The 21,956-nt window shown below is 34.5% G+C and carries 21 protein-coding genes; 8 read left to right on the top strand and 13 right to left on the bottom strand.

Annotation, left to right across the window (positions count from 1 at the left end):
* Nucleotides 1-7 precede the first annotated feature (7 nt).
* Both rimO and A9G35_RS12490 read right to left on the bottom strand, forming a co-directional pair.
* Nucleotides 8-1,324 carry a 30S ribosomal protein S12 methylthiotransferase RimO gene (rimO, locus tag A9G35_RS12495; protein WP_065637149.1) on the bottom strand — a complete coding sequence of 439 codons (1,317 nt, stop codon included), beginning with the start codon at nt 1,322-1,324 and terminating at the stop codon, nt 8-10.
* A 290-nt stretch (nt 1,325-1,614) separates the two neighbouring features.
* On the bottom strand, nt 1,615-2,538 hold the full coding sequence (locus tag A9G35_RS12490; protein ID WP_065637148.1) for a siderophore ABC transporter substrate-binding protein: 924 nt from the start codon (nt 2,536-2,538) through the stop codon (nt 1,615-1,617).
* 167 nt (nt 2,539-2,705) lie between these two features.
* Here A9G35_RS12490 and A9G35_RS12485 point away from each other — a divergent pair, with 167 nt between their 5' ends.
* Nucleotides 2,706-4,676 carry a TonB-dependent receptor domain-containing protein gene (locus A9G35_RS12485; RefSeq protein ID WP_081300227.1) on the top strand — a complete coding sequence of 657 codons (1,971 nt, stop codon included), beginning with the start codon at nt 2,706-2,708 and terminating at the stop codon, nt 4,674-4,676.
* A gap of 212 nt (nt 4,677-4,888) precedes the next feature.
* On the opposite strand, the gene A9G35_RS12480 is transcribed toward A9G35_RS12485, so the two are convergent.
* From A9G35_RS12480 to A9G35_RS12455, 6 genes are all read right to left on the bottom strand, one after another.
* A complete protein-coding gene (locus A9G35_RS12480) occupies nt 4,889-5,860 on the bottom strand; it encodes a sugar-binding transcriptional regulator (RefSeq protein WP_065637147.1) in 972 nt (323 codons plus the stop codon).
* A gap of 119 nt (nt 5,861-5,979) precedes the next feature.
* On the bottom strand, nt 5,980-7,224 hold the full coding sequence (locus A9G35_RS12475; protein ID WP_065637146.1) for a zinc-binding dehydrogenase: 1,245 nt from the start codon (nt 7,222-7,224) through the stop codon (nt 5,980-5,982).
* Between the two features lie 123 nt (nt 7,225-7,347).
* Complete coding sequence (locus A9G35_RS12470; RefSeq protein WP_065637145.1) at nt 7,348-8,178, bottom strand: mannose/fructose/sorbose PTS transporter subunit IID; 831 nt, start codon at nt 8,176-8,178, stop codon at nt 7,348-7,350.
* A gap of 17 nt (nt 8,179-8,195) precedes the next feature.
* Entirely contained in the window at nt 8,196-9,014 is an 819-nt protein-coding gene (locus A9G35_RS12465) for a PTS mannose/fructose/sorbose transporter subunit IIC (RefSeq protein WP_065637144.1), read from the bottom strand.
* Nucleotides 9,015-9,064: 50 nt separating this feature from the next.
* Complete coding sequence (locus tag A9G35_RS12460) at nt 9,065-9,538, bottom strand: mannose/fructose/sorbose PTS transporter subunit IIB (protein WP_065637143.1); 474 nt, start codon at nt 9,536-9,538, stop codon at nt 9,065-9,067.
* Nucleotides 9,539-9,958, bottom strand: a complete 420-nt coding sequence (locus A9G35_RS12455; protein WP_065637142.1) for a PTS sugar transporter subunit IIA — start codon at nt 9,956-9,958, stop codon at nt 9,539-9,541. It abuts the gene before it with no gap.
* A gap of 951 nt (nt 9,959-10,909) precedes the next feature.
* Here A9G35_RS12455 and A9G35_RS12445 point away from each other — a divergent pair.
* Together A9G35_RS12445 and A9G35_RS12440 are read left to right on the top strand one after the other, a co-directional pair.
* Nucleotides 10,910-12,286, top strand: a complete 1,377-nt coding sequence (locus A9G35_RS12445) for a hypothetical protein (RefSeq protein ID WP_065637140.1) — start codon at nt 10,910-10,912, stop codon at nt 12,284-12,286.
* A 494-nt stretch (nt 12,287-12,780) separates the two neighbouring features.
* A complete protein-coding gene (locus A9G35_RS12440) occupies nt 12,781-13,431 on the top strand; it encodes a DUF421 domain-containing protein (protein ID WP_065637139.1) in 651 nt (216 codons plus the stop codon).
* 78 nt (nt 13,432-13,509) lie between these two features.
* Here the strand turns inward: A9G35_RS12440 and A9G35_RS12435 are convergent, their stop codons facing one another.
* Complete coding sequence (locus A9G35_RS12435; RefSeq protein ID WP_065637138.1) at nt 13,510-13,782, bottom strand: DksA/TraR family C4-type zinc finger protein; 273 nt, start codon at nt 13,780-13,782, stop codon at nt 13,510-13,512.
* A gap of 190 nt (nt 13,783-13,972) precedes the next feature.
* On the opposite strand from A9G35_RS12435, the gene msrA reads away from it, so the two are divergent.
* The 3 genes from msrA to msrB are packed head-to-tail and all read left to right on the top strand — an operon-like array spanning nt 13,973 to nt 15,533.
* Nucleotides 13,973-14,506, top strand: a complete 534-nt coding sequence (gene msrA, locus A9G35_RS12430; protein ID WP_176701436.1) for a peptide-methionine (S)-S-oxide reductase MsrA — start codon at nt 13,973-13,975, stop codon at nt 14,504-14,506.
* A gap of 15 nt (nt 14,507-14,521) precedes the next feature.
* Nucleotides 14,522-15,049 (top strand): cytochrome b, encoded by a 528-nt coding sequence (locus A9G35_RS12425; protein WP_065637136.1) that lies wholly within the window; start codon nt 14,522-14,524, stop codon nt 15,047-15,049.
* A 52-nt stretch (nt 15,050-15,101) separates the two neighbouring features.
* Nucleotides 15,102-15,533, top strand: a complete 432-nt coding sequence (gene msrB, locus A9G35_RS12420) for a peptide-methionine (R)-S-oxide reductase MsrB (protein WP_065637135.1) — start codon at nt 15,102-15,104, stop codon at nt 15,531-15,533.
* A 115-nt stretch (nt 15,534-15,648) separates the two neighbouring features.
* Here the strand turns inward: msrB and lptG are convergent, their stop codons facing one another.
* Nucleotides 15,649-16,713 carry an LPS export ABC transporter permease LptG gene (lptG, locus tag A9G35_RS12415; protein ID WP_065637134.1) on the bottom strand — a complete coding sequence of 355 codons (1,065 nt, stop codon included), beginning with the start codon at nt 16,711-16,713 and terminating at the stop codon, nt 15,649-15,651.
* A 10-nt stretch (nt 16,714-16,723) separates the two neighbouring features.
* Nucleotides 16,724-17,827, bottom strand: coding sequence for an LPS export ABC transporter permease LptF (lptF, locus tag A9G35_RS12410; protein ID WP_065637133.1), 1,104 nt, complete (start codon nt 17,825-17,827; stop codon nt 16,724-16,726).
* Between the two features lie 136 nt (nt 17,828-17,963).
* Between lptF and A9G35_RS12405 the strand changes: the two genes are divergently transcribed.
* Complete coding sequence (locus A9G35_RS12405) at nt 17,964-19,445, top strand: leucyl aminopeptidase (protein WP_065637132.1); 1,482 nt, start codon at nt 17,964-17,966, stop codon at nt 19,443-19,445.
* Between the two features lie 15 nt (nt 19,446-19,460).
* Nucleotides 19,461-19,916: a DNA polymerase III subunit chi gene (locus A9G35_RS12400; protein ID WP_065637131.1), complete on the top strand. Its 456-nt coding sequence runs from the start codon at nt 19,461-19,463 to the stop codon at nt 19,914-19,916.
* Between the two features lie 270 nt (nt 19,917-20,186).
* Here A9G35_RS12400 and A9G35_RS12395 read toward each other — a convergent pair whose 3' ends face one another.
* Both A9G35_RS12395 and A9G35_RS12390 read right to left on the bottom strand, forming a co-directional pair.
* Nucleotides 20,187-20,987 carry a YdgH/BhsA/McbA-like domain containing protein gene (locus A9G35_RS12395; protein WP_065637130.1) on the bottom strand — a complete coding sequence of 267 codons (801 nt, stop codon included), beginning with the start codon at nt 20,985-20,987 and terminating at the stop codon, nt 20,187-20,189.
* A 317-nt stretch (nt 20,988-21,304) separates the two neighbouring features.
* Nucleotides 21,305-21,916 (bottom strand): NUDIX hydrolase, encoded by a 612-nt coding sequence (locus A9G35_RS12390; protein ID WP_081300224.1) that lies wholly within the window; start codon nt 21,914-21,916, stop codon nt 21,305-21,307.
* Between the last annotated feature and the right edge of the window lie 40 nt (nt 21,917-21,956).

The raw sequence follows: 21,956 nt of genomic DNA, 5'->3' as shown, positions 1-21,956 counted from the left end.
GTGTTAATTAACGTTTAACCGTTCCCCATAGATCGTACTCATCGGAATGCTCAATGTTAACCTGAACAATATCACCGACTTTGACTTGGTTTTCTTCGTTTAGATAAACAACGCCATCAATTTCAGGGGCATCAGCCATGCTACGACCTATTGCACCTTCATCATCAACTTCGTCAATAATAACAGCTAAAGTTCTGCCTATTTTAGCTTGTAATTTTTGCGTTGAGATTTTTTGTTGTAATTGCATAAAGCGATCAAAACGTTCTTGTTTGATTGCTTCAGGAATTTGATCAGCAAGTTTATTGGCTTCAGCACCTTCTATAGGACTGTATGGAAAGCAGCCAACGCGATCTAATTGCGCTTGTGATAAAAAGTCGAGCAGTAATTCAAAATCTTGTTCTGTTTCGCCAGGGTAACCAACAATAAAAGTTGAACGTAGCGTAATATCAGGGCATATTTCTCGCCATTTATGGATGCGTTCTAAGGTTCTTTCAATAGTACCTGGTCGTTTCATTGATTTTAAAACTGCAGGGCTTGCATGCTGTAATGGCACATCTAAATAAGGCAAGATTTTACCATCGGCCATTAATGGAATAAGATTATCAACACTAGGGTAAGGGTACATATAATGCAATCTGACCCAAATACCTAAGTTAGCTAATTGTTCGCAAAGGGTTTGGATATCGGTTTTTAATGGTGTCCCATTCCAAAAATTAGTACGGTTTTTGATATCGACACCATAAGCCGAAGTATCTTGAGCAATAACCAATAATTCTTTAACGCCACTGTCGGCTAGTCGTTTTGCTTCATCTAAAACATTGCCGATTGGTCGGCTAACCATATCACCACGCAAAGAAGGGATAATACAAAAGGTACAGCGATGATTACAGCCTTCCGAAATTTTAAGATAAGCATAATGTTTTGGTGTTAATTTAACCCCTTGACTTGGAACTAAACTAGTAAAAGGATTATATTCGGGTTTAGGGGCATATTTATTCACATGGCTTAAAACTGCTTCATAGCTATGTGGGCCTGATATTTCAAGAACTTTTGGGTGAACAGTTCTAATTTGATCTTCTTTTGCGCCAAGACAACCAGTGACAATGACTTTACCGTTTTCATTCAATGCTTCACCAATCGCTTCGAGCGATTCTTGCACGGCACTGTCAATAAATCCACAAGTATTAACAATAACCAAATCGGCATTGTCATAGCTAGATACCACTTGATATCCCTGTGTGCGCAGTTCGGTTAAAATTCGTTCAGAATCAACTAAGTTTTTAGGACAGCCAAGGCTCACAAATCCAATTGTAGGGGGTGACATATTCATAGTATTTATAATAGTGTTATTAATTGTTATTTACAAATCAAAATGAAGTCGCCATTTTATCACATTTCATTATAGTTGATACATCGATTTTATAATTTGAAATTTATATTAATAATGTTTTAACGTAGCTGTTAGATGTCAGCAATGACTTAGGATATAACGAGTAAATTTGAATAAAAAGGCTTATTGGTTGAATGTTGTTGAACAACATAAAATAAAGCCTTTATTTGCAATAAAGGCCTTTCAAAAAGAATAGGAAGATAAACTTATTAACTAAGCTGATCCTATTTTAATGCATTAGTGACTTCGTCTATTTGACGATTTATGCTTTCAGCACCACCACCTGATAGATACCAAAGATCAGGGGTTAAATAAACAACCTGTGTTTTGCTTTTGTTTAATACTTTTTGTGAAAAAAAGTGCTCAGCCATACCTTGATTGCCGATTGCTTTGCTACGATCAACAACAAAAATAATATCAGGTTTTACCGATTTAATGTAATTATCATCAACAAAAATTGGTTTTGGTTTACCTATTAAGTTATTTGCAGGCATAACGGTGACTGGTACCGCTCGTTTAACGTCTAGTACATCGTGAATCAATGCAGCACTTGAGCTTGAATTGATAAGGATCATCTTTCCATCATTATGAATAGCAACAATAGCCTTTTTAGCACTGGCTTGAGCCAAGGTTTGTGCACTTTGAATTTTTTTATCTAATGCTTGGATAATATTATCTGCTTTGCTTTCTGTTCCTGTAATTTTTGCTAGTGCTTGAATATGATTTTTGGTTGATGCAACGTAATTTTTAGCATCAACACTTAAATTAATAACAGGAGCAATTTTTGATAAATCTTCGGTTTTACTTGCTTGGCGACCATCAATAATAATCAGATCGGGTTTAGTTTGTTTAATTGCATTAATATCAGGCTCTTTCATATTGCCAGTATCGACAATTGAGGCCTTATTAAATTGTTGTAAGTAAGAGGGTGTTACAGATCGTGGAATAGCTGTAACGATCGAACCTTTACCTAATGCATCTAACGTATCTAATGCACCATAATTCATTACCACTACTTTTTTAGGTGCTTTAGGAACAACTACGGTTTGATCATCTGCAGTTATATTCATGGTTGATGATTGGCATCCGGTTAAGCCTAGCACAATGACGGCAATACTACTCAAAAGTAACTTTTTCTTATTGTTCATATTGATTCTCTCATGTTATTTACAAATGATAATCATTATTATTTGAAAAAATAAAAAAGTCCAGCACTAAATAATTTTTAAAGATATTGATAATCATTCTCATATAGTGTAATGTGCTATAGCATTTAAAACAATAAATATCATTATAAATAATGGGGTTATAATAAATGAAAACAAAAAAGAAGTTTAAATTGACAAAGCATGTCATCAATACGGGCATTTTGTTGTCATTATCAAGTGCTGCTATAGCGGCTAGCAATTCGGATACTGACACCATGGTTGTGACTGCATCGGGCTTTTCTCAGCAAGTAAAAGAAGCACCAGCAACTATTTCGGTCATTACGCCTAAAGAGATAGAAAATAAACCTTATCGTGATGTGACTGATGCGTTAAAAGATATCCCCGGTGTAAATATTACAGGAGGAGGGGATTCTACGGATATTAGTATTCGCGGGATGGATGCTAAATATACCTTAATATTAGTTGATGGTAAAAAAATTAGCACCCGTGAAACAAGACCAAATAGCGATAATTCAGGATTTGAGCAGGGTTGGTTGCCACCATTAACCGCTATTGAGCGTATTGAAGTGGTAAGAGGGCCCATGTCATCGTTATATGGTTCTGATGCAATGGGTGGTGTTATTAATATCATCACCAAAAAAGTATCAGACAAATGGCATGGCGGTTTGCGGTTAGAATCGGTCATACCATATCGCTCGGCAGAAAAAAACACTTATACTGGTAGTTTTTCAGCTTTAGGCCCATTGATTGATGATATCTTAGGTATTCAGCTTTATGGACAGTATTCTAAGCGCAATGAAGATAAATTTTTAAGTGGTCATGCAGGACAAAAATTACGCAGTATAAATGGTAAATTATCTTTAAATGCTACAGACACACAAAAATTTGATCTCGATTTTGGACGAGCTTTACAAAATAGTAATGCAACTGCAGGAAAAACAAGAGATAAATCTAGAAGTGATTTTAATAGAGATAATAGACGAAATACGTTTGCTTTAACACATAATGGTTTGTTTGGTGATGTTTCTACAACTTCATTTGTCTCTTATGAAGGAAATAATAACCCAAAAAGGAACATGAAAATTCGCAATACGGATGTAGATACACGTGTTACTATTCCTTTTAGTATTAACATGCTGACTTTAGGCGGAAAATACAATTATCAAGAGTTGCATGACAAAGGAAATCAACTAAAAACGACATTATCTAAAATTGATCGTTGGAATTATGCGTTATTTGGAGAAGATGAGTTACGTATTTTAGAAAATTGGAGTTTAACATTAGGATTACGTTATAACAAAGATGAAAATTATGGCAGCAACTGGAACCCAAGGGTTTACAGTGTGTGGAATATTGATGATAACTTTACGTTAAAAGGTGGTTATTCTACTGGTTATGCTACACCACAATTACGTTATGTTGTGACAGATTGGGGGCAAGTCACTGGTGGCGGATATTCTGATGGTCTAATCATTGGAAATCCAGCTTTAAAACCAGAAAAAACAAATAATTTCGAAATTGGTATAGGTTATACCAATGATTATGGTATTGATGCTTCTGCAACTGCATTTTACACAAAATATAAAGACAAAATTCAATCATATTATATTTGTAATCGTAAAAAAGGAAGCAAGTGCTTATTGAATGGTTATAGTAAAAAGTTTGACTTTATACAGGGCCGTGAAAATGTAGGTAAAGCCGATCTTAAAGGTCTTGAGCTTTCATTCAAAACGCCTTTATTTACTGATTTCTTATTCACATCTAACTATTCTTGGACCAAAACTGAACAAAAAAGCGGTCAATACAAAGGACGATCTTTAAACCGTACACCTAAACAAAAATTCAACACCCAACTTGATTGGTATGCCTCGCAGCAATGGGATTTATGGGTTAAAATGGCTTATTATGGTATGGAATCATCAAACAACCGTAATGGTACAAAAGTTGAATATCCGGGCTATACTTTCTGGGACATCGGTGCATCTTATCAACTACATAAACAAGCTAAGATTTATGCAGGTGTTTATAATTTATTTGATAAAGATGTGAGTAACGAAGACTTTGGTAAAACCTTAGAAGGTCGACGTTATTTTGTTGGTACCGAAGTTAATTTCTAATAAAACAATACATTAGTTTAAATTGTTATTCTAAGGCAGCTTTAATATAGCTGCTTTTTTATAAAATTATTCAATTTAATAAATTCAATATATCTGTAGAAATTCTAGTATAATTTGCGCACATTACAGTATTTTCTTAAATTACTGTAAACAACGCGAGGAATTTCTGTATATGCTTTCAATAAAGGTAAGGTATTTATTTTGTTTAAAACTTAGTCGATTAATTGAGTGGCAATTTCATCACTAACTACTAATATATCGATATAATTTGCATTTAATGCCGCTTTTAAACTGTCTATTTTTTCGAAGTCACCACTTGCACATATTTTTAGAGGAATTTTTTTTAGATTATCTAATGTGACGCCAATAATTTGATTACAAAATGGTGTCTTTAACTCAGTTCCTTTGTTATCAAAAAAGTGCGATAGAATATCCCCGACAATTTTTTTATTGGCAATCGTTTGGAATAATTCTCCGTAAAAACCATACCAAATAGAGCTTTTAGATATAGCTGGGCAACCGATACTAAATAAAGCTACTGTGATCTTACTCCACCAATTTTCTAGCTCTTTCATGTGCTGAGTTTTCCCTATTTCTATTTTTAATTGTTCGGTATCAACAATAGCAGGATAATCAATTAGTATTGCTTGGCTATTTAATTTGTTCGAAAGGTTATAAGCGATATTATTAACGTGATATTTTGTTTCAATTTTGCCAGACGGCCCACCAATCATGGGGACAACGGTAACATTGTTCAACTTAGTATTGTCATTTTTTAAATTGCTAACAATATAATTAACGGTTCTTCCCCATGAAATGCCAATGACATCGTTATCATGAATATTTTTTATTAATACATTTGCAGCAACATTACAGACAATTTGATTCTTGCTGTCATTATTAATATTTTGATTGACAGGTACAACAATAACTTGTTTTAAATTAAATTTATTAACAATTTTTTCTTCTAATGCAATATTAGGTAGTAAATCGTAATTAATTGAGATAGAAACAATGCCTAGTTCACGTATAACTTTTAGCATTCGACTAATGCTTGATCTGTGTATATTGACGATTTTAGCTATTTCAGATTGAGTTTTATTTTCTTCATAATAGAGTTGAGCTATTTTTATTAATAATTTGTGTTGCTCAAAATCGTAGTTACCAACATTATTATTGATCATGGCTATTTTATTTTATCAGTCATTGTTATTAAAAATTACTATTTGTTTTTAAGAATATCAAGATACCATTGATAATAACTCTTATTATGGCATCTTGATGTTGTTAAAGTATATCAAAATTAAGACTCAATATCAGGAAAATCATTTAATACTAAATCTTCGGCTTCTTTTGACCAAATACCATGACTTTTATTTAATATTTTCTTCAATGCTACATCATCAGCACTATCTGTTAGAGATTCTAAACTTTTAAGTCCAAACCGTTTGTGAGTGTAGACTAGTTTTTTTCCACCTTTAATTTTATCTTGTAATTGAGTTATTTCGCAGGCTTGATCAATTCCCATTATATGTGAAACAATCTTAGCAACATCAACCTTTCCAGATTCAATTAGTTTAACAGCTAAGCGCATGTCATCAGTATTTCCTCCTGATGTTCCTACAATATGTGTAAAATTATAATGTACATTATAAAAATTAATTTCGGCTTCAAAATTTTTATCTTGTGGGCCTGCAAAGAAATTTAGACAACCGTCAAATGCCAATAATTGTGATGCTAAATGAATTAACTCTTTTGATGGTAAAAAAATAAAGATATCATCAAAACTATTTTTTGAAGCTTTACTTTTCAATAGAGGCAATTGATCTTCATTATCAGATATATCAACAAATTCAAGTTCAACCCCATTGCGTGATTGGTATAATGTTTCCAGATGTGCTATTTTTTCTTTATTTCGCCCTGTGACAACCACTTTATTCGGTTTGATTGGCCCATTTAAAGCATAGTCTATTGCAAGCATCCCCATAGGACCTGTTCCCCCTAATATGAGCAATTCTCCATTAGGTTTTATCCCCATAATATGATCATAACTATTTGGTTTTAAATGATAGTTAGCATTAAAAGCACCAATGATACAGGATAAAGGTTCGATTAAAGCTCCTTCAAAATAAGTTTTTCCATCATAAGGAATTAAACAATCTTGCTTTAATACGTCGTGATTAACTATCATGTAGGTTGCACATCCACCTGTATTAGGATACGAGTAACCAACACAATAAGGGCTATTAGCTAGCTGTAAATTAGCTTGTATGACATATTTTTGCCCTTCTTTAAATTTATGTTGCCAATTTTTACCTACTTGCAAAATATCACCGCAGCACTCATGCCCAATAATGATTGGATTGTTTTTTAAATCTGGTGGTGTTTTTTTATGGTTTTCTCCTTGATTTACTAGCTTTAGTGAAGACATGCACATACTGTCAACAATAACAGATACCAACACTTCATCGTCAGTGATTGGTGGAAGTTCAAAAGATTCTAATTGAAGATCATTTTTCCCATATAATCTAACGGCTTGAGTTTTCATATATTCCTCTTTAATAAATTAAATTTGATACAAATTTATACTAAATATTGCTTACCCAGTTATACTGATAGTTGTAAGAAGAAATATTTATAACAAATTGTTTTAATGTTTTTTGTTTGCGTTTTAAGCAAGAATACCTAACCCATAACCAATAATACCTACAGTAAATAAAGCAAAAATTAAGATAATTGGGCTGGCCTTTTTTCTGAGTAATTTCATCATTAACAATGTTAATGCTAGCGGGAGTAAACCAGGTACGAGATCGTTGAGTATACCTTGTACTGTCATAATGATTTCATTACCATTTGTATCGGTAGTTTTAGATACCACTAAAGGTACATTTATTGAGGTCCATTTGGTCACCAATACTCCCATAATAAATAAGCCAAGAATGGAAGCACCTTCTGTCAGTTTAGGCAAGATACTACCCGAAAGATCTTTAACAATACCGATTCCTTTTGATAACCCATAGGTTAACCCATACCATTTCATGGCAAGTCTAACTAAATTAAACAAAATAAAAAATAATAATGGACCGGCGACATTGCCAGTGAGAGCTAAAGATGCACCAAGTGCCGCAGTGATAGGGCGCAATGTTCCCCATACAAGCGGATCGCCTACTCCAGCTAAAGGACCCATTAATCCAATTTTTAGGCTATTAATTGTTCCATCATTAATGGGCGCGCCATTTGCTTTTGCTTCTTCCATCGCTATGGTGACACCAAGCACAGGGCCACACATTGCAGGGGTTGTGTTGAAAAAGGATAAATGTCTTTTTAACGCTTGGCGCTGTTCATCTTTAGTATGATAAACTCGTTTAATTGTTGGAATCATATCGACACAAAAAGCAAGCGCATGAATACGTTCATAATTAAAAGAAGCTTGTTGAAAATTAGAACGAATAAAGGTGCTAATTACATCTTTTTTTTGAACAGTTTTTAACATATCTTTCATAATAAAATTCCTATAGATTAGTCTTCTAATTCATCATCGCTGATCATTTGATTGGTATTTGCCATCGAATTTACATATTTGTCATTGTTTTTTATTACATTGAATTTTGGATTTAATTGAACATAAATAATGGCCAAAATTACCCCTAAAATACCGAATGAAAGTAAGCTAAAATTTAGATATCCACCTAAGACAAAACCTAAATAGAAAAATGGCGCTAAGTATTTAACAATCATCATGTTTAATACCATTGCATAACCGACAACAACAATAAATCCACCGGCCACTGAAAGCCCACCAGTGACAATATCAGGTAGCATATTTAATAAAGATTGAACGGTGTTTGCGTCAACGTAAATTGCAACAAGCGTGGCAGGGATTGAAACTCTTAATGCTTGTACAAAAAGCGCACTAAAATGAAGCAACTCAATTTTTCGAAATTGAACCTTTTCTGCGGCTTTATCGGCTTCATGCTGAAATATAACTGTAATAGTTCTTGCAAAAACAGTTAATATTTGTCCTGCTGCTGCAACAGGAAGAGCTATAGCTATCCCTGTTTGGATATCTTGTCTTCCTACAACAACCAATATTGTCGATATCACACTAGCCAATGCGGAATCTGGAGATTGGGCTGCCCCTATATTCATCCAACCCAATGCTATGAGCTCAAGTGTACCGCCTAAAATGATACCTGTTTTTACGTCACCTAATATTAGGCCTACTACGGTACATGCAATTAATGGACGATGTGTTTGAAATTCATCAAGTACACTTCCCATTCCTGCGATACACGAGAAAATAAAAATGAACATGATTTGAAGTATTGAAATGTCCATGTTTTCCTCCTACTCTTCTTTTGTTGTGTTGGTTAATATGGAAAATTTTGTTAAAGAAGTTTAATAAAATCGACATTTGGATCAGTAATGACGACTTTTAAGCATAAGTTGATACCCATTTCATGCATTTTTTTGAATGCAGATATATCGTTTTCATCAACAGAAACCGCTTTGGTAATTTGTTTTTTCCCTTCTTTAAATGACATGCCTCCTATGTTGACTTCTTTAATAGGAACACCTGCATTGATTAATCGCAAAACATCGGTTGGATTGGTAAAAAGATAAAAAACAGTGTCAGTGGCATATTTAGGGTTTTTATAGACCGCAGCGGCTTTATCAATACTAATCACCGACACTTTAATTCCAGGAGGTGCTGCTTGTTTAACTAATGTTGAACGTATTTCATCATTAGCAACCTCATCACTAACAATAATAATTCTTTCTGCTTTGGCTTCTTTTGTCCAAACGGTAGTAACTTGTCCATGAATCAATCTATCGTCAATGCGAACTAAATTTATGATCATTTATAACTCCTCCTCTGTAGAGACATTTTTAGACAACAACTTGAAAGATTTAATAAAATCTAATTTAACTTCATCGAGTTGTTCAAATACGTTTTCAGTGTTGATAAAAGAGAAATCGAGATTTAGTAACTCAAGGCAAAGTGGCATAGATAACCCACTAATTACTTCGATATTACCTAATTGCATAGCTAGAATGGTGGCAGCGTTATAAGGGCTACCTGAGAATATGTCAGTGATAATAATGAACTGTTTCGATTCTGATTGGTTAATAATTTTTAGATATTTATCTTTCAGGTTATCGATACTATCCCCTGGTTCAAAAGTTATTGCATGCAAATTAGTGTATTTTCCTGCAATCATTTCAATGCTATTTTTCATTTCATACGCAAATTTTCCGTGTCCAGCCAAAATAATATTCATTTAACACCTCTCACAAATTCTCTTTGTTAATCACAAATGTTCATTTAAATTTATATTCACATATTCTCAAAGTAAATCACTAATGTGAAAAATTGTGATGTAGATTGGGTTTTTTATAAAAATGAGTAGAAAGAAGTTTCTATCTTTAAAAAAAAATAATGAGATGCAGAAAATGCCAGTGTTGTTTACAGTATTTGAAAAGCTACTTATAACAGCGAAAGACTTGATAAAACTTCAAATAACACAAAACCCTTTGAATAATAAAACAATATTAAATAGCCAATATGATTTTTTATGTAAGCTGTGTACTTACTATCTATGGGAAATTTAAAAAATTGTTTAATTTTCAGATTCTGTTTTTTGTAAAAAATATTCAGGATTATATACCGTTTGGTGATAAATTGAAATTTTGCAGTATCTATTTGTTAAAACTTACTGCTCAATCGTATTGAACAAAAATTTACAAAACCGACTTGCTCGCACAAACAAATAGGAAAGCTCAAAGTGTGATACGAACTTTAATGGATATATAGCATAATCAGTCAACATTTAGCTATTAAAAACACAAAAAAACAAAATGTTATGTTATTTCTATGCTTTTATAATACAATCCGCCCACAAAACCATTTTTGGGAAACATTTTATGAGTTTTTAGCCGATTATTTTAATCATCGAGTATAAATAACTTGCTGTTTTCTTGAAATTAATTTTACTTATATTCAAAATATTTTTAGCTAAAGGGTAGCAAAAATGTTTATAAAAAGTTACACTCTCGCGGATTTTAAAAATCAACTTATAAACTAAGTTAGTAAATATAAATATAAATATAAATATAAGTTAATTATTAGGTTAAATATAATGCAGTATCACATTAGAAAAATTTTTACACCAGTTCCGTTTATATCTTCAAGATCGCCTTTCAAATTATCATCAAAAATTCTGTTAAGGTTAATGCCACTGTTACTATTACCATATTCATTGGGGTTACAAGCATTATCAGCCAGTACCATGAATGTTATTCAAGGCACTGAACCGTATTTAACGTTTGATGGGGGTAAAACTAAAGTAACTACAACTGATGGCTTATTAAGTATCGTATTATCCGATGACGCCACTATCACGCCAACAACTAATGAATCATCACCTTCAAACCCGATAGAACTACCGAATGAAAACGATACTTTCGCTAATGTTGAAATGATAATACCCACCTCAACCAACTCAATCAATTTAAATGATTTAATAACGAGTAATAACTATTGGGGAGATGACGATGGCGATGGATTGGATGTCGGTGGTATAACCGCATCAGGAAATGTAACACTGACCATCACAGATAAAAATAACAAAACAGTAAAGCGTAACGATCCTTTAAGTATTTGTAATGCACCTTATAAAGTAGAGTTAAGTAGTTTAGGGGGAAGTTTAAGTACTCGTTACGGTATACCAAACATTAGCACTTTCACAGGAGGTAAGGAAGTTTATTACATCAATCCGAAGGTATTGCCTACTATCTGTTTTGTAAGACCAAGCCTACGATATGGCAGTAAATTTGACAATAATTGGAGAGTAGATTTTGCTGGGCCCGATACTATATGGAATGCAGATAAAGGATTTATCCTACAGTCAACCGGTTCTGCATCATACGATAATCATTTTCCGACCACGGGGGCTAATGGATTATATTTTGATTTAGACATAGCAGGCACTGATGCAAGTCAATTAATATGGTCACCAGTCACGGCCGGAGGGATAACTGCTACTATAACAAATGCAACAAGTACTAGTGTGCGCATTACTCTAACCGGTCCCGAAGCAAAAGATCGATGGAATGATGTTAGTCCTGCCGGCATTACTGTACCAAATTTACCGCAAACGTTTGAGTTAGTAGGAAAAGATAACAGCGGTAATGCTGTATTAAAATATGGATTTCAGTTACAAAAGTGGTTTGTGAATCGAGGTTCTATAATCGATGATCCTTCAGGGCTAGCAAGTTGGTGCAATGGCTTGGGCTATCGTCTTCCACAGGTAAAAGACTTAACTAATGCAGTCTGTTCTGGTCCAAATGTAACCCGCCAGTGCCAAGGCTCTGTTGGAGCTACACCTTCCTCGGAGGGTAATCATTATCAGCGTCAAATAGGTGCGGGGTTATTCACTGAGTGGGGCGCTATGGGCAGCTATCCAGGTAGCAATTTCGCTAACGTTAACGCTGGTTATTTGACGAGTGATGCTACAGATATCCAACTGTTCAATGTATACTCATATAGTGGTGCTGTGCACAGCTACGGAAAGAATTTTAGGGACTATGGGGTTTGTGTCACACCTTAATTCTTAGTCCATGTAGAACTTATATTCTAATTGTGGACTATTTATCAAAGAGCGAAGCTTTCTTACAGAAAGCTTCAAGTCGATAAGTTTTGACACTTTTTGTTATTCTACATCACACAAGATCCCAAAATTCCAAACTTGCTAACAAACTTTTTTATCAGAAAATACATTCTTAAAATATTATCTATTTTATTTATAGGCCAATTTTTCTGCTTTTAGGAGCAAATAATTTTACAATTAATTTGTTAAGTCCCATTTTCTTGGCAAAAATTTGGAGTAGAATAATGATATTCACTTTTCTAATTCGTCTTACCATTGATATTTAAGCAATACTAAAAATAATTTATATTTTATTAACATTTAGTTAAAGCTTAATTAAAACAAAAGTTATACCGATTTTTAGATAAATTGTTACCCGTTGCAAATCAAAAGTATTATTGAACTTTGTATTTGCGCTTGTCGTTCAACATATGATGTTTGGCTTGGAGGAAAAAATGTATTTATTAGAAATGGCACCAAAGTTTTTATTAGCTTTATTTATTTTACTTATTTATGTGAAATTATCAGGAAAAAGTCAAATTGCACCAATGTCACAGCTTGATCAGGTCGGTAGTATGGTCATTGGTGCGCTAGTCGGGGGAGCATTACTTAGCCCGACAGTATCACCTTGGGAAGCCGCTGGATTAGTTGCAATTTGGGCGGGTTTGCTTGTTTTAATTCGATTTATCAAATCCAAAAACTCACGTTTGCGTGACACAATTGATGGTAAACCAATCCAATTAGTTAAAAATGGTCATTTAATAACCGAAAATTTTATTAAAGCAAACTTACCAGTAAGGGATTTTGAAACGTTAGTTAATGTTCAAGGTATTCCTTCATTTGGTGAATTAAAAGAAGTATGGTATGAACTAAATGGCTCTTTAACGGTTATTAAAAAAGGTGAAAAAGATATCGCCTTGCTTATTATCGAAAATGGTGGCATTAGTCATGATAATCTTGAGCAACTTGAGAAAGATGAAGATTGGGTTAAACGCGAGATCAGCAAACAAGGCTACGAAAAAATAGAAGATATTTTTTGCGCCGAATGGTTTGATGATAAATTGATTATTTACCCTTATGATTCAGTTGTTGAAGGTAAAAAATAGTTATTATGTTCTACATTAAACGTAACATTCTTAAATTGGGTGGTTAGTTACCACCCAATTTATAGATACAACCCGCTATTAACGAAGTTGGCTATCTTTACTACCGCGACGATTATATAAGCTAAATGCTTTAGCCGTTTGCTTATCAATTTCTTGCTGACAACTTAAACAGTATTGCACACCTGGTAAGGCTTGCCTTCGTGCTTCGGCAATAAGATCGCCACATTCAACGCAAAAATGTGCGCTTGCTATGCCGTGATGGAGTTGTCGCCTTGCATTTGTAATTGCATCGGCAATGGTACTATCGATTTGTTGATTAACAGCATCGTCAGATGCCCATCCACTAGCCATAATCAATTCCTCTATAATGAAAATAGTTGTTAAACAACATGGTGTTTTTTTATTCATTTTCAAGTAATATGCTAGCTAACGACATAACATTTTAATGTGAATCATAAAGTATGTGTTAGGCAACAGACGGAGCAATTTTTAAATATTATGAAATCATAAAGTTATAAACTCATAAACTCAGGAGGTTATTATGCAACAATATGAACAAGCAACATTTGCAGGCGGTTGTTTTTGGTGTATGGTAAAACCGTTTGATCAGTATGAGGGGGTGATTAATGTGGTGTCGGGATATACAGGAGGAGATGTTGTCAATCCGACTTATCAACAAGTTTGTGCCGGTAATACAGGACATACCGAAGCGATACAAATTACATTCGATCCTAACATAATTGGTTATAAAAAGCTCCTTGATATCTTTTGGCATCAAATTGATCCTACTGATTCAGAAGGTCAATTTGCTGATAGGGGGGATTCTTATCGTCCTGCTATTTTTTACCATAACGAATTTCAACATAAATTGGCATTAGCATCTAAACAAGCTTTACAAGACAGTGGTCATTTTGATAAGCCAATTAAGGTGGCTATTGAACCAGCATCTACTTTTTATTTAGCTGAAGATTATCATCAAAATTATTACCTTAAACAGCCACAACATTATCAACAATATTACCAATTATCAGGACGATCTCATTTTTTATCTGAGCATTGGTCAAAAAACAAATAGAAGGATGACTTAATTATGCAAAACTACCCACAATACAGTAGTAAACAAAAATGGATCCATTGGTTAACATTAGTATTGATTGTGTGCACTTATTTATTGGTTTTTTTTAAAGTAACTTTATCATCCTATTTAGGTGGTATGTTTAATATTTATTTATTCCATAAATCATTTGGTGTGCTGATTTTTGGCATAACACTTTGGCGCTTTATTGTCATTAAACAAGATGGCGTGCCTGATGTGTTGCCAAAATCACAAAAACGACAACGAATTTTGTCAAAATCGGTACAAGGTTTTATTTACATTTTACTAATTATTGTACCGCTTTCTGGCTATTTAATGAGTAGCCGTCCACTGAATTTTTTTGGTGTCATCTCTATTCCAGCTATTGATATGCCAAATAAAGCTTATCAGTTATTTCATCAAACCCACCAAGTCAGTGCCTATTTATTGATAGCTTTACTTATTGTACATATAGCCGGCGCTTTATTTCATTATGTTTGGATTAAAGATAAAGTATTACAGTCAATGTTAAAACGTAATTAATCAGCATAATTAAAACAAATAACATAATATAGGGTGGCTTATGGATAATACAATGAAAGAAAAAGCGCTGTCAGTATTAACACCTATGCAATATCATATTACGCAACGAAATGGCACTGAACCTCCCTTTGATAACCAATTTTATGCTAATCACAGGGAAGGTATCTATGTTGATATCGTATCGGGCGAACCACTATTTACTTCATTAGATAAATTTGATTCAGGCTGTGGTTGGCCAAGTTTTTCAAAACCGATAGAAAAGGCCAACATTGTTGAAAAAAAAGATACTAGCTTTGGTATGCGCCGTACCGAGGTTCGATCGGCTTGCGCAAATTCACATCTTGGCCATGTATTTAATGATGGTCCTAAAGAGCTTGGTGGATTACGCTATTGCATCAATTCGGCCGCATTACGGTTTATTCCGAAAGATGAACTTGAAGATGCTGGGTATGGGCAGTATTTAAAGCTATTTGATAAATCATAAATAACCCCCTTATTATTTAATTCATAAATAAAAATCCTATCATCTTAACAAAGATGATAGGATTGATAAAAACACCGTTAGCTTAGCTTTTCGTTTGAATTTAGTTTGTTTGAGCTTAGTTTTTTCGCTTAAATAAAATATAACTAATTAATAAAAACACAAAACTTGTGATAAGCGATCCAACCAATGGGTAAATGCCCATTACAATACTAACTTGGGCAAACAAATTATCGGCAATATAAAACAAGAAACCAAAGCTAATGCCAATAACCACACGAATCCCCATCGACACGCTGCGCAGTGGGCCAAAAATAAACGATAGAGCTAATAGCATCATCACCGCCACCGAAACAGGCTTTATAAGCTTTTTCCAAAACAGTAAATCGTAATACTTGGTATCTTGCCCTGAACTTTTTAGATATTGTGAATATTGATAAAGCCCAGAGGCTGACAACGAATCAGGATCAAATGCAACAATGCTGAGTTTATCAGGTGTGATGTTGGTTTGCCAAAGGATAGAGACCATATTGATACCTACTACTTTATTGGGGTTTGTTAAATTATTTTTTTCGATTTGTGACAAAGTCCAAGCGTTATTTTCATAAACACCATAAGCGGCGTGGGTAATGGATTGTAATTTATTTTGATCGACCGAATAGATATACACATTTGAAATTGAATTATCGTTATTTACATGGCCAATAAAGATATAATCATTCCCATCTTTTGCCCAAAGACTACCTTGCTCAACCATTAGCGAATTACCGTACAGTTTTTCAGAACGCATATTACGCGCAGTTTGTTCACTTACAGGGGCAATCCATTCACCAATTGCCATAGTAATCAATACTAAAGGTATGGCTGTTTTCATTACCGCAAAGGCAATTTTAAAACGGCTAAAGCCTGAGGTTTCCATCACGGTTAGTTCACTGTGTGACGCGAGTATTCCTAACCCAATCAAAGCACCTAATAATGCCGCCATCGGGAAGAACACTTCTAAATCTTTTGGCACCATCAACAGGGTATAAATACCGACAGAAAACGCATCATAATCCACTTTGATTTTTCGAAGCTGATCAATAAAACGGATAATTCCTGATAAGCTAATCAACAAAAAAAGACTAACACCAATGGTGCTTAAAATAGTTTTACCTATGTAACGGTCTAAAATCGAAAACACGCATATCTCCTTAAGATGCCGAATATTTTAAGCGAAGTTTGCGCATAAATAGGCTATCCCAACAATTTAGCACTAGTGCTAATAAAAAGTACCCGATATTCAAAACGTAAAACCAAAGTTCAGGATCTAACCGACCTTTACCCGCATTAGCTTTAATCGAACTGGCTGATAAAAAGTAAACCAAATAAAGCAACAATGCAGGAAAAACTTGTGCAAGACGTCCTTGGCGAGGATTAGATATACTCAATGGAATAACCAAAAATGCCATTAACGGCACGGAAATAATTAGCGTTAATCGCCAATAAAATTCGGCATTGGCTTTAGGCGTATCCATATCAGCAAGTGCCTGTAATCCTAGCTGCTGAACATCGATTTTATCGGTATCTTCATTTGTATCTATTGCTTTGGGTTTGATAATACCTAAATAATTATGAAAGTTAGAAATTCGAAAATCCTTAAGTTGCGCAGTGCCTTCATAGCGGTTGGCATCTTCAAGAGTAATGATTTGATTACCTTCATTATCGTGTCCTGTCTTACCTTTATTGGCAATAATAATCGAAGGTCGCTGATTGGTTTTTGGGTTGATTTGCGCGATAAAAACATTTTCTAAATTATTATCATTTACATTACCAATATAAAGCATTGAATTGCCATCGGGCGTTTGTTGAAATTGCCCCGCTAACAGTCCAGCTAAACTTGGATTGATTTTTGCATTGGCAAGCAATTGATCTTGCTTAATACTAGACCAAGGCCCAAACCACAATGAATTTAACGTCGTTAATAGGCAAGTTAAAATACAAAGAAACAGCACCACCTGATAAGTTAAACTCTTTTTAACACCACAAGCATGCATTGCCACCATTTCACTGTCAGCATAAAGTCGCCCAAAAGTCACCAGTACGCCAAGAAATAGGCTTAACGGTAAAATCAGATCCGCCATGTTCGACACGCCCAACACCAACAATGGCATAATCAAATCACGAGGGATAGAGCCATCAATTGCATTTGATAAAATTCTAATTAATTTTTGAGAAAAGAAAATCAGCAACAAAATAAATAATATTGCTCCTTGGGTTTTCAATGTCTCTTTAACTAAATATCGACGAATTATCACATTTTACCTATACATGTTGGTACAAAATCTGATTATTATAATCTGATTTGCTAAGTTTTAGTTATCTTTTTGTTGCTATCCCATAATGAACCGATAGAATATTCATTATTCCCATCAACGCATAAATGGAAACATCATGGAATTTCAAATAAAAAACAGCACTATTATAACCAAACAAAAAACAGAGTGTTTAGTTATTTCAATTGATTCAGGAAAAAGCCAGTCAGATATTGTTAAAGATATCGACAACTTAACTAACGGCCTAGTAAGTCAGCTTATCAAGTCAGGCGATATTAGCCATGAATTGGGTAAAACCACGCTATTGTATCAAACTAATAGCGATATAAAACAAAAACTCCTATTTGTTGGCTGTGGAAAAGCCAACGACTTTGGGGTAACGCAAGCCAAAAAAGTGATTCAAGTCGTTATCAAAGAACTGCTTGCCAAAAAGATTAAAAGTATTGCGTGGGATTTGCTAGCTGTCAATCAAAGCAATAGCCTACAAATTGCCAAACAGTTGCCACAAATAGTGAGTGACATAACATATCGGTTTGACGAATTTAAAACCACCAAAACCCCAGCACCAAGCTTAGCAAAAGTGACATTATTAACGGGTAATAAAAGCAATATTGATGAATTAACTAGCAACTTGTTACAAGGTGAAATTATTGCTAATGCCATTACCGCAACCAAGACCATTGCTAACATGCCATCGAATGTTTGTAATGCAAAATATTTAGCTGAACAAGGCAAACAGCTAGGAAAACTACATACATCGCTCAAAGTCACCTGCCTTGGCGAAAGCGAACTGGAAAAATTAAACATGAATGCCTATTTAGCCGTTGGGCGTGGATCGCAAAACGAATCGATCATGACAATTATTGAATACCAAGGCGCCAAAGATAAAAAATCCCAACCTTATGTTTTAGTTGGCAAAGGGCTAACGTTTGATTCGGGTGGTATATCTATCAAACCTGCTGCTGGCATGGATGAAATGAAATACGACATGTGTGGTGCGGCAACGGTTTATGGTGTTATGCAAGCCGTTGCTGAACTTAAATTACCGATCAATGTTGTAGGTGTTATGGCAGGTTGTGAAAACATGCCTGACGGTAATAGCTACCGTCCTGGTGATATATTAACTACCATGTCAGGCACTACGGTTGAAGTGATTAACACTGATGCCGAAGGGCGGCTTGTATTGTGTGACGCTTTAACCTATGTTGAGCGTTATAATCCCAAAACCGTTATCGACATAGCTACTTTAACAGGCGCTTGTATTGTGGCGCTTGGTCATCATTATACAGGAGTTATGGGTAACAACGATAAGTTAGTCGCACAATTAGTTAGCGCATCACAAAAAGCGGAAGACAAAGCATGGGCGCTGCCGATCGACGATCAATTCCAAGAGCAGATCAAATCGACATGCGCTGATATTGTTAACGCTGGTGGGCGTGATGGTGGCACAATTACTGCTGCTTGTTTCCTGTCTTGTTTTACTGAAAAATATCAATGGGCGCATTTAGATATTGCAGGCACTGCATGGAAATCGGGCGCACAAAAAGGCGCAACAGGGCGTCCTGTTGCTATGTTGATTCAATACTTACTTGATCAATAAATCGAGCCAACATTTATGAAAAAAGTGATCTTTTATCTACTTGAAAACCAAACAGAAGCCAACGAATCAGGCATGCTATATTATGAAAAACTTGCATGCCAAAAAATCGCCGAAGCATGGCAAGCTAATTTGCGTGTACAAGTTGCTTGTCAAGATCAAGCACAAGCTGAGCGAATCGACGAATATCTATGGCAACTGAGTACCGACAGCTTTGTGCCACATAACTTAGCTGGTGAAGGTATGAAAGGCGGATCACCTGTTGAAATCAGCTGGCCACAAAAACGCAGTAGCGGTAGTAGGCCGCTACTAATTAATTTACAAGAGCAATTTCCTGAATTTGCTAATGTCTATCGTGATATTATTGATTTTGTACCTGTTGGCGAGGATTTAAAAGCATTAGCAAGGGTAAGGTATAAGTATTATAAAGAGGCAGGATTTAATCTTAAAACCATACCAGTTACTTGTGACTAGGGTGACAATGTGCCTTTTTTCAAAAAAGACCCGTTTATTATCAAAAACTACTATAAAGATATTGATTTTATGTGTGTTTTTTTTAAACAGTCAATGTCTTTTATGCTCATCAAAACTTTTATAAGTTATAACTTTATTGATGCAAATTTTTATTTTGATGATTTGAGATAATAAGTAGTTGGTGCTTTTATTTAAGGAAAGGCTAGTATAAAAAGAACTTTCCACGTGCATAGTCTATGTAGCACGTGGAAAATCATGGATAACGAGTTATTATTTATATAAATTAACAAAAATAGTTTGCGCTGTGCTTGCAGGGTTGTTTGATACTTCTTTTACATAATAAAAATGTGCACCATTAGCAACAGCATGTTTTTGTGCAGCTTCGCTGATTTCAGAAGTATCATTAAAGACACCATGGAAGCTAATAGTCTTGTATGGTGTCATACGTTTAAATGCTTCACTACTGATTTCATAGGCATCTTGGCCTTGTATTGCGGTTGTGACGATGTAATCTCTTACCGGGGCATCTTGTTTATATAATAAAACATCGACATCTTGAGCTTGGTCTTGACTACCAACTGATGAAATAGAATCGATATAAAACGCGTAGGCATTTTTTTCAGCGGCTAATTTACTTGCTGCTTCAGTAATTTCAGAAGTATTGTTGTAATTGCCTTTAAATTTAACAACTTCAAATGGTAAATAGTAAAGGGCTTTTGAGCGGTTATAGGAAACAATACCATTATAAGTGGTTGGATTTTGCTCGACAGCTATTTGTGCATTAGATTTATAAATATTGGCATAAACAATAGCACGATCTGAAGAAGTCCCATTGGCAGGGGTTTCCATTGCTGTAATATAATAATATTGGGCACCTGCTTCATCTGCGGCACGTGAAATATCATCAGCAGCATTATCCGCTTGTAAATAGCTGCCAGTTACTGAGATTTCTTTCAATGGTATTAAGTGGCGGCTTTCTTTAGAAGTTAATGGTTGAGCTGCATAAACATTAGCAATAGGTAAAGAGAATAACACAGCTAAAGCTATAGAAGATTTAGTAAAACGTTTCATGATTGAGTCCTTCACTTTTGAATTATTAAAATAGAAAATCATTGTTTAACGCCTATTTAATTTGCAGATTTAATGGTATTGCTTCGAGATTATTCTAACTTGTGGAGCTCCAGAATGTCTTGTCCTTGTCTACTTGTTAAAAGCGTTAAGACATATAGTTGTTTTGGCAGGAATGAATAGTAAAACAACTAGCTACCTTTATAAGACGTTCAGTAATAATCCTCAAGTTCTTTTAATGAAACAGTAGAACACCTAGCATTAATTGCTTAAAATGGTGTTAATTCGATGTGCGTTTTTAATTATTTTGTTGATAATGATTATTCACCAATTGTATCAATAAAAAATTTAAGCAATTGTGCTGTTAATCCCCAAATAACCCAATTTTGATACTGATAATAATAGACCGCATGTTCAGACCTTTTTTGCCAATTGGTTGAACGATTAGTAATAACATCAAATGGAAAATTATCGGCAGGTTTCTGTCCTAAAAACATCGTTGCACATTGTGGTTGATTGTCAATAAACCACTTAATAGGAACTGTAAAAATCTGCTCAACTTCGTCATGGTTTAGTTGCAAATCATCTAATGAATTTATTGTGCCTACAAATGGATAAATCATCATACCTAACGTAGCAATAAATTTGGGTAATTGTCCTAAAATTGTGATTTGATTAAAGGCAATGCCTAATTCTTCAGCGGTTTCACGTTTAGCTGTGTGTTCGGGATTAATATCCGTTAATTCAACACGACCACCAGGAAAGCAGATATCCCCCGGTTGCCATTTTAGCTTTTTTGATCTGACTTGAAACAATAGCTCGAGTTGATCATCAACATGAACGATCGGCAATAGCACAGCAGCTTTATTATCAACACATTTTATAATCTGTTTTTTTTGAATCTGTTTTGTTATCTTTTCGATTGTGATCATAATAATTAATTTTATTCAGCATTTAATTTAAATTGTTGTT

The sequence above is a fragment of the Gilliamella sp. Choc5-1 genome, from assembly GCF_001690595.1.
Taxonomy (GTDB): domain Bacteria; phylum Pseudomonadota; class Gammaproteobacteria; order Enterobacterales; family Orbaceae; genus Gilliamella; species Gilliamella apicola_M.
The sequence above is the reverse complement of the archived record's forward strand: the minus strand, read 5'-3'. Positions and strand labels throughout refer to the sequence as shown.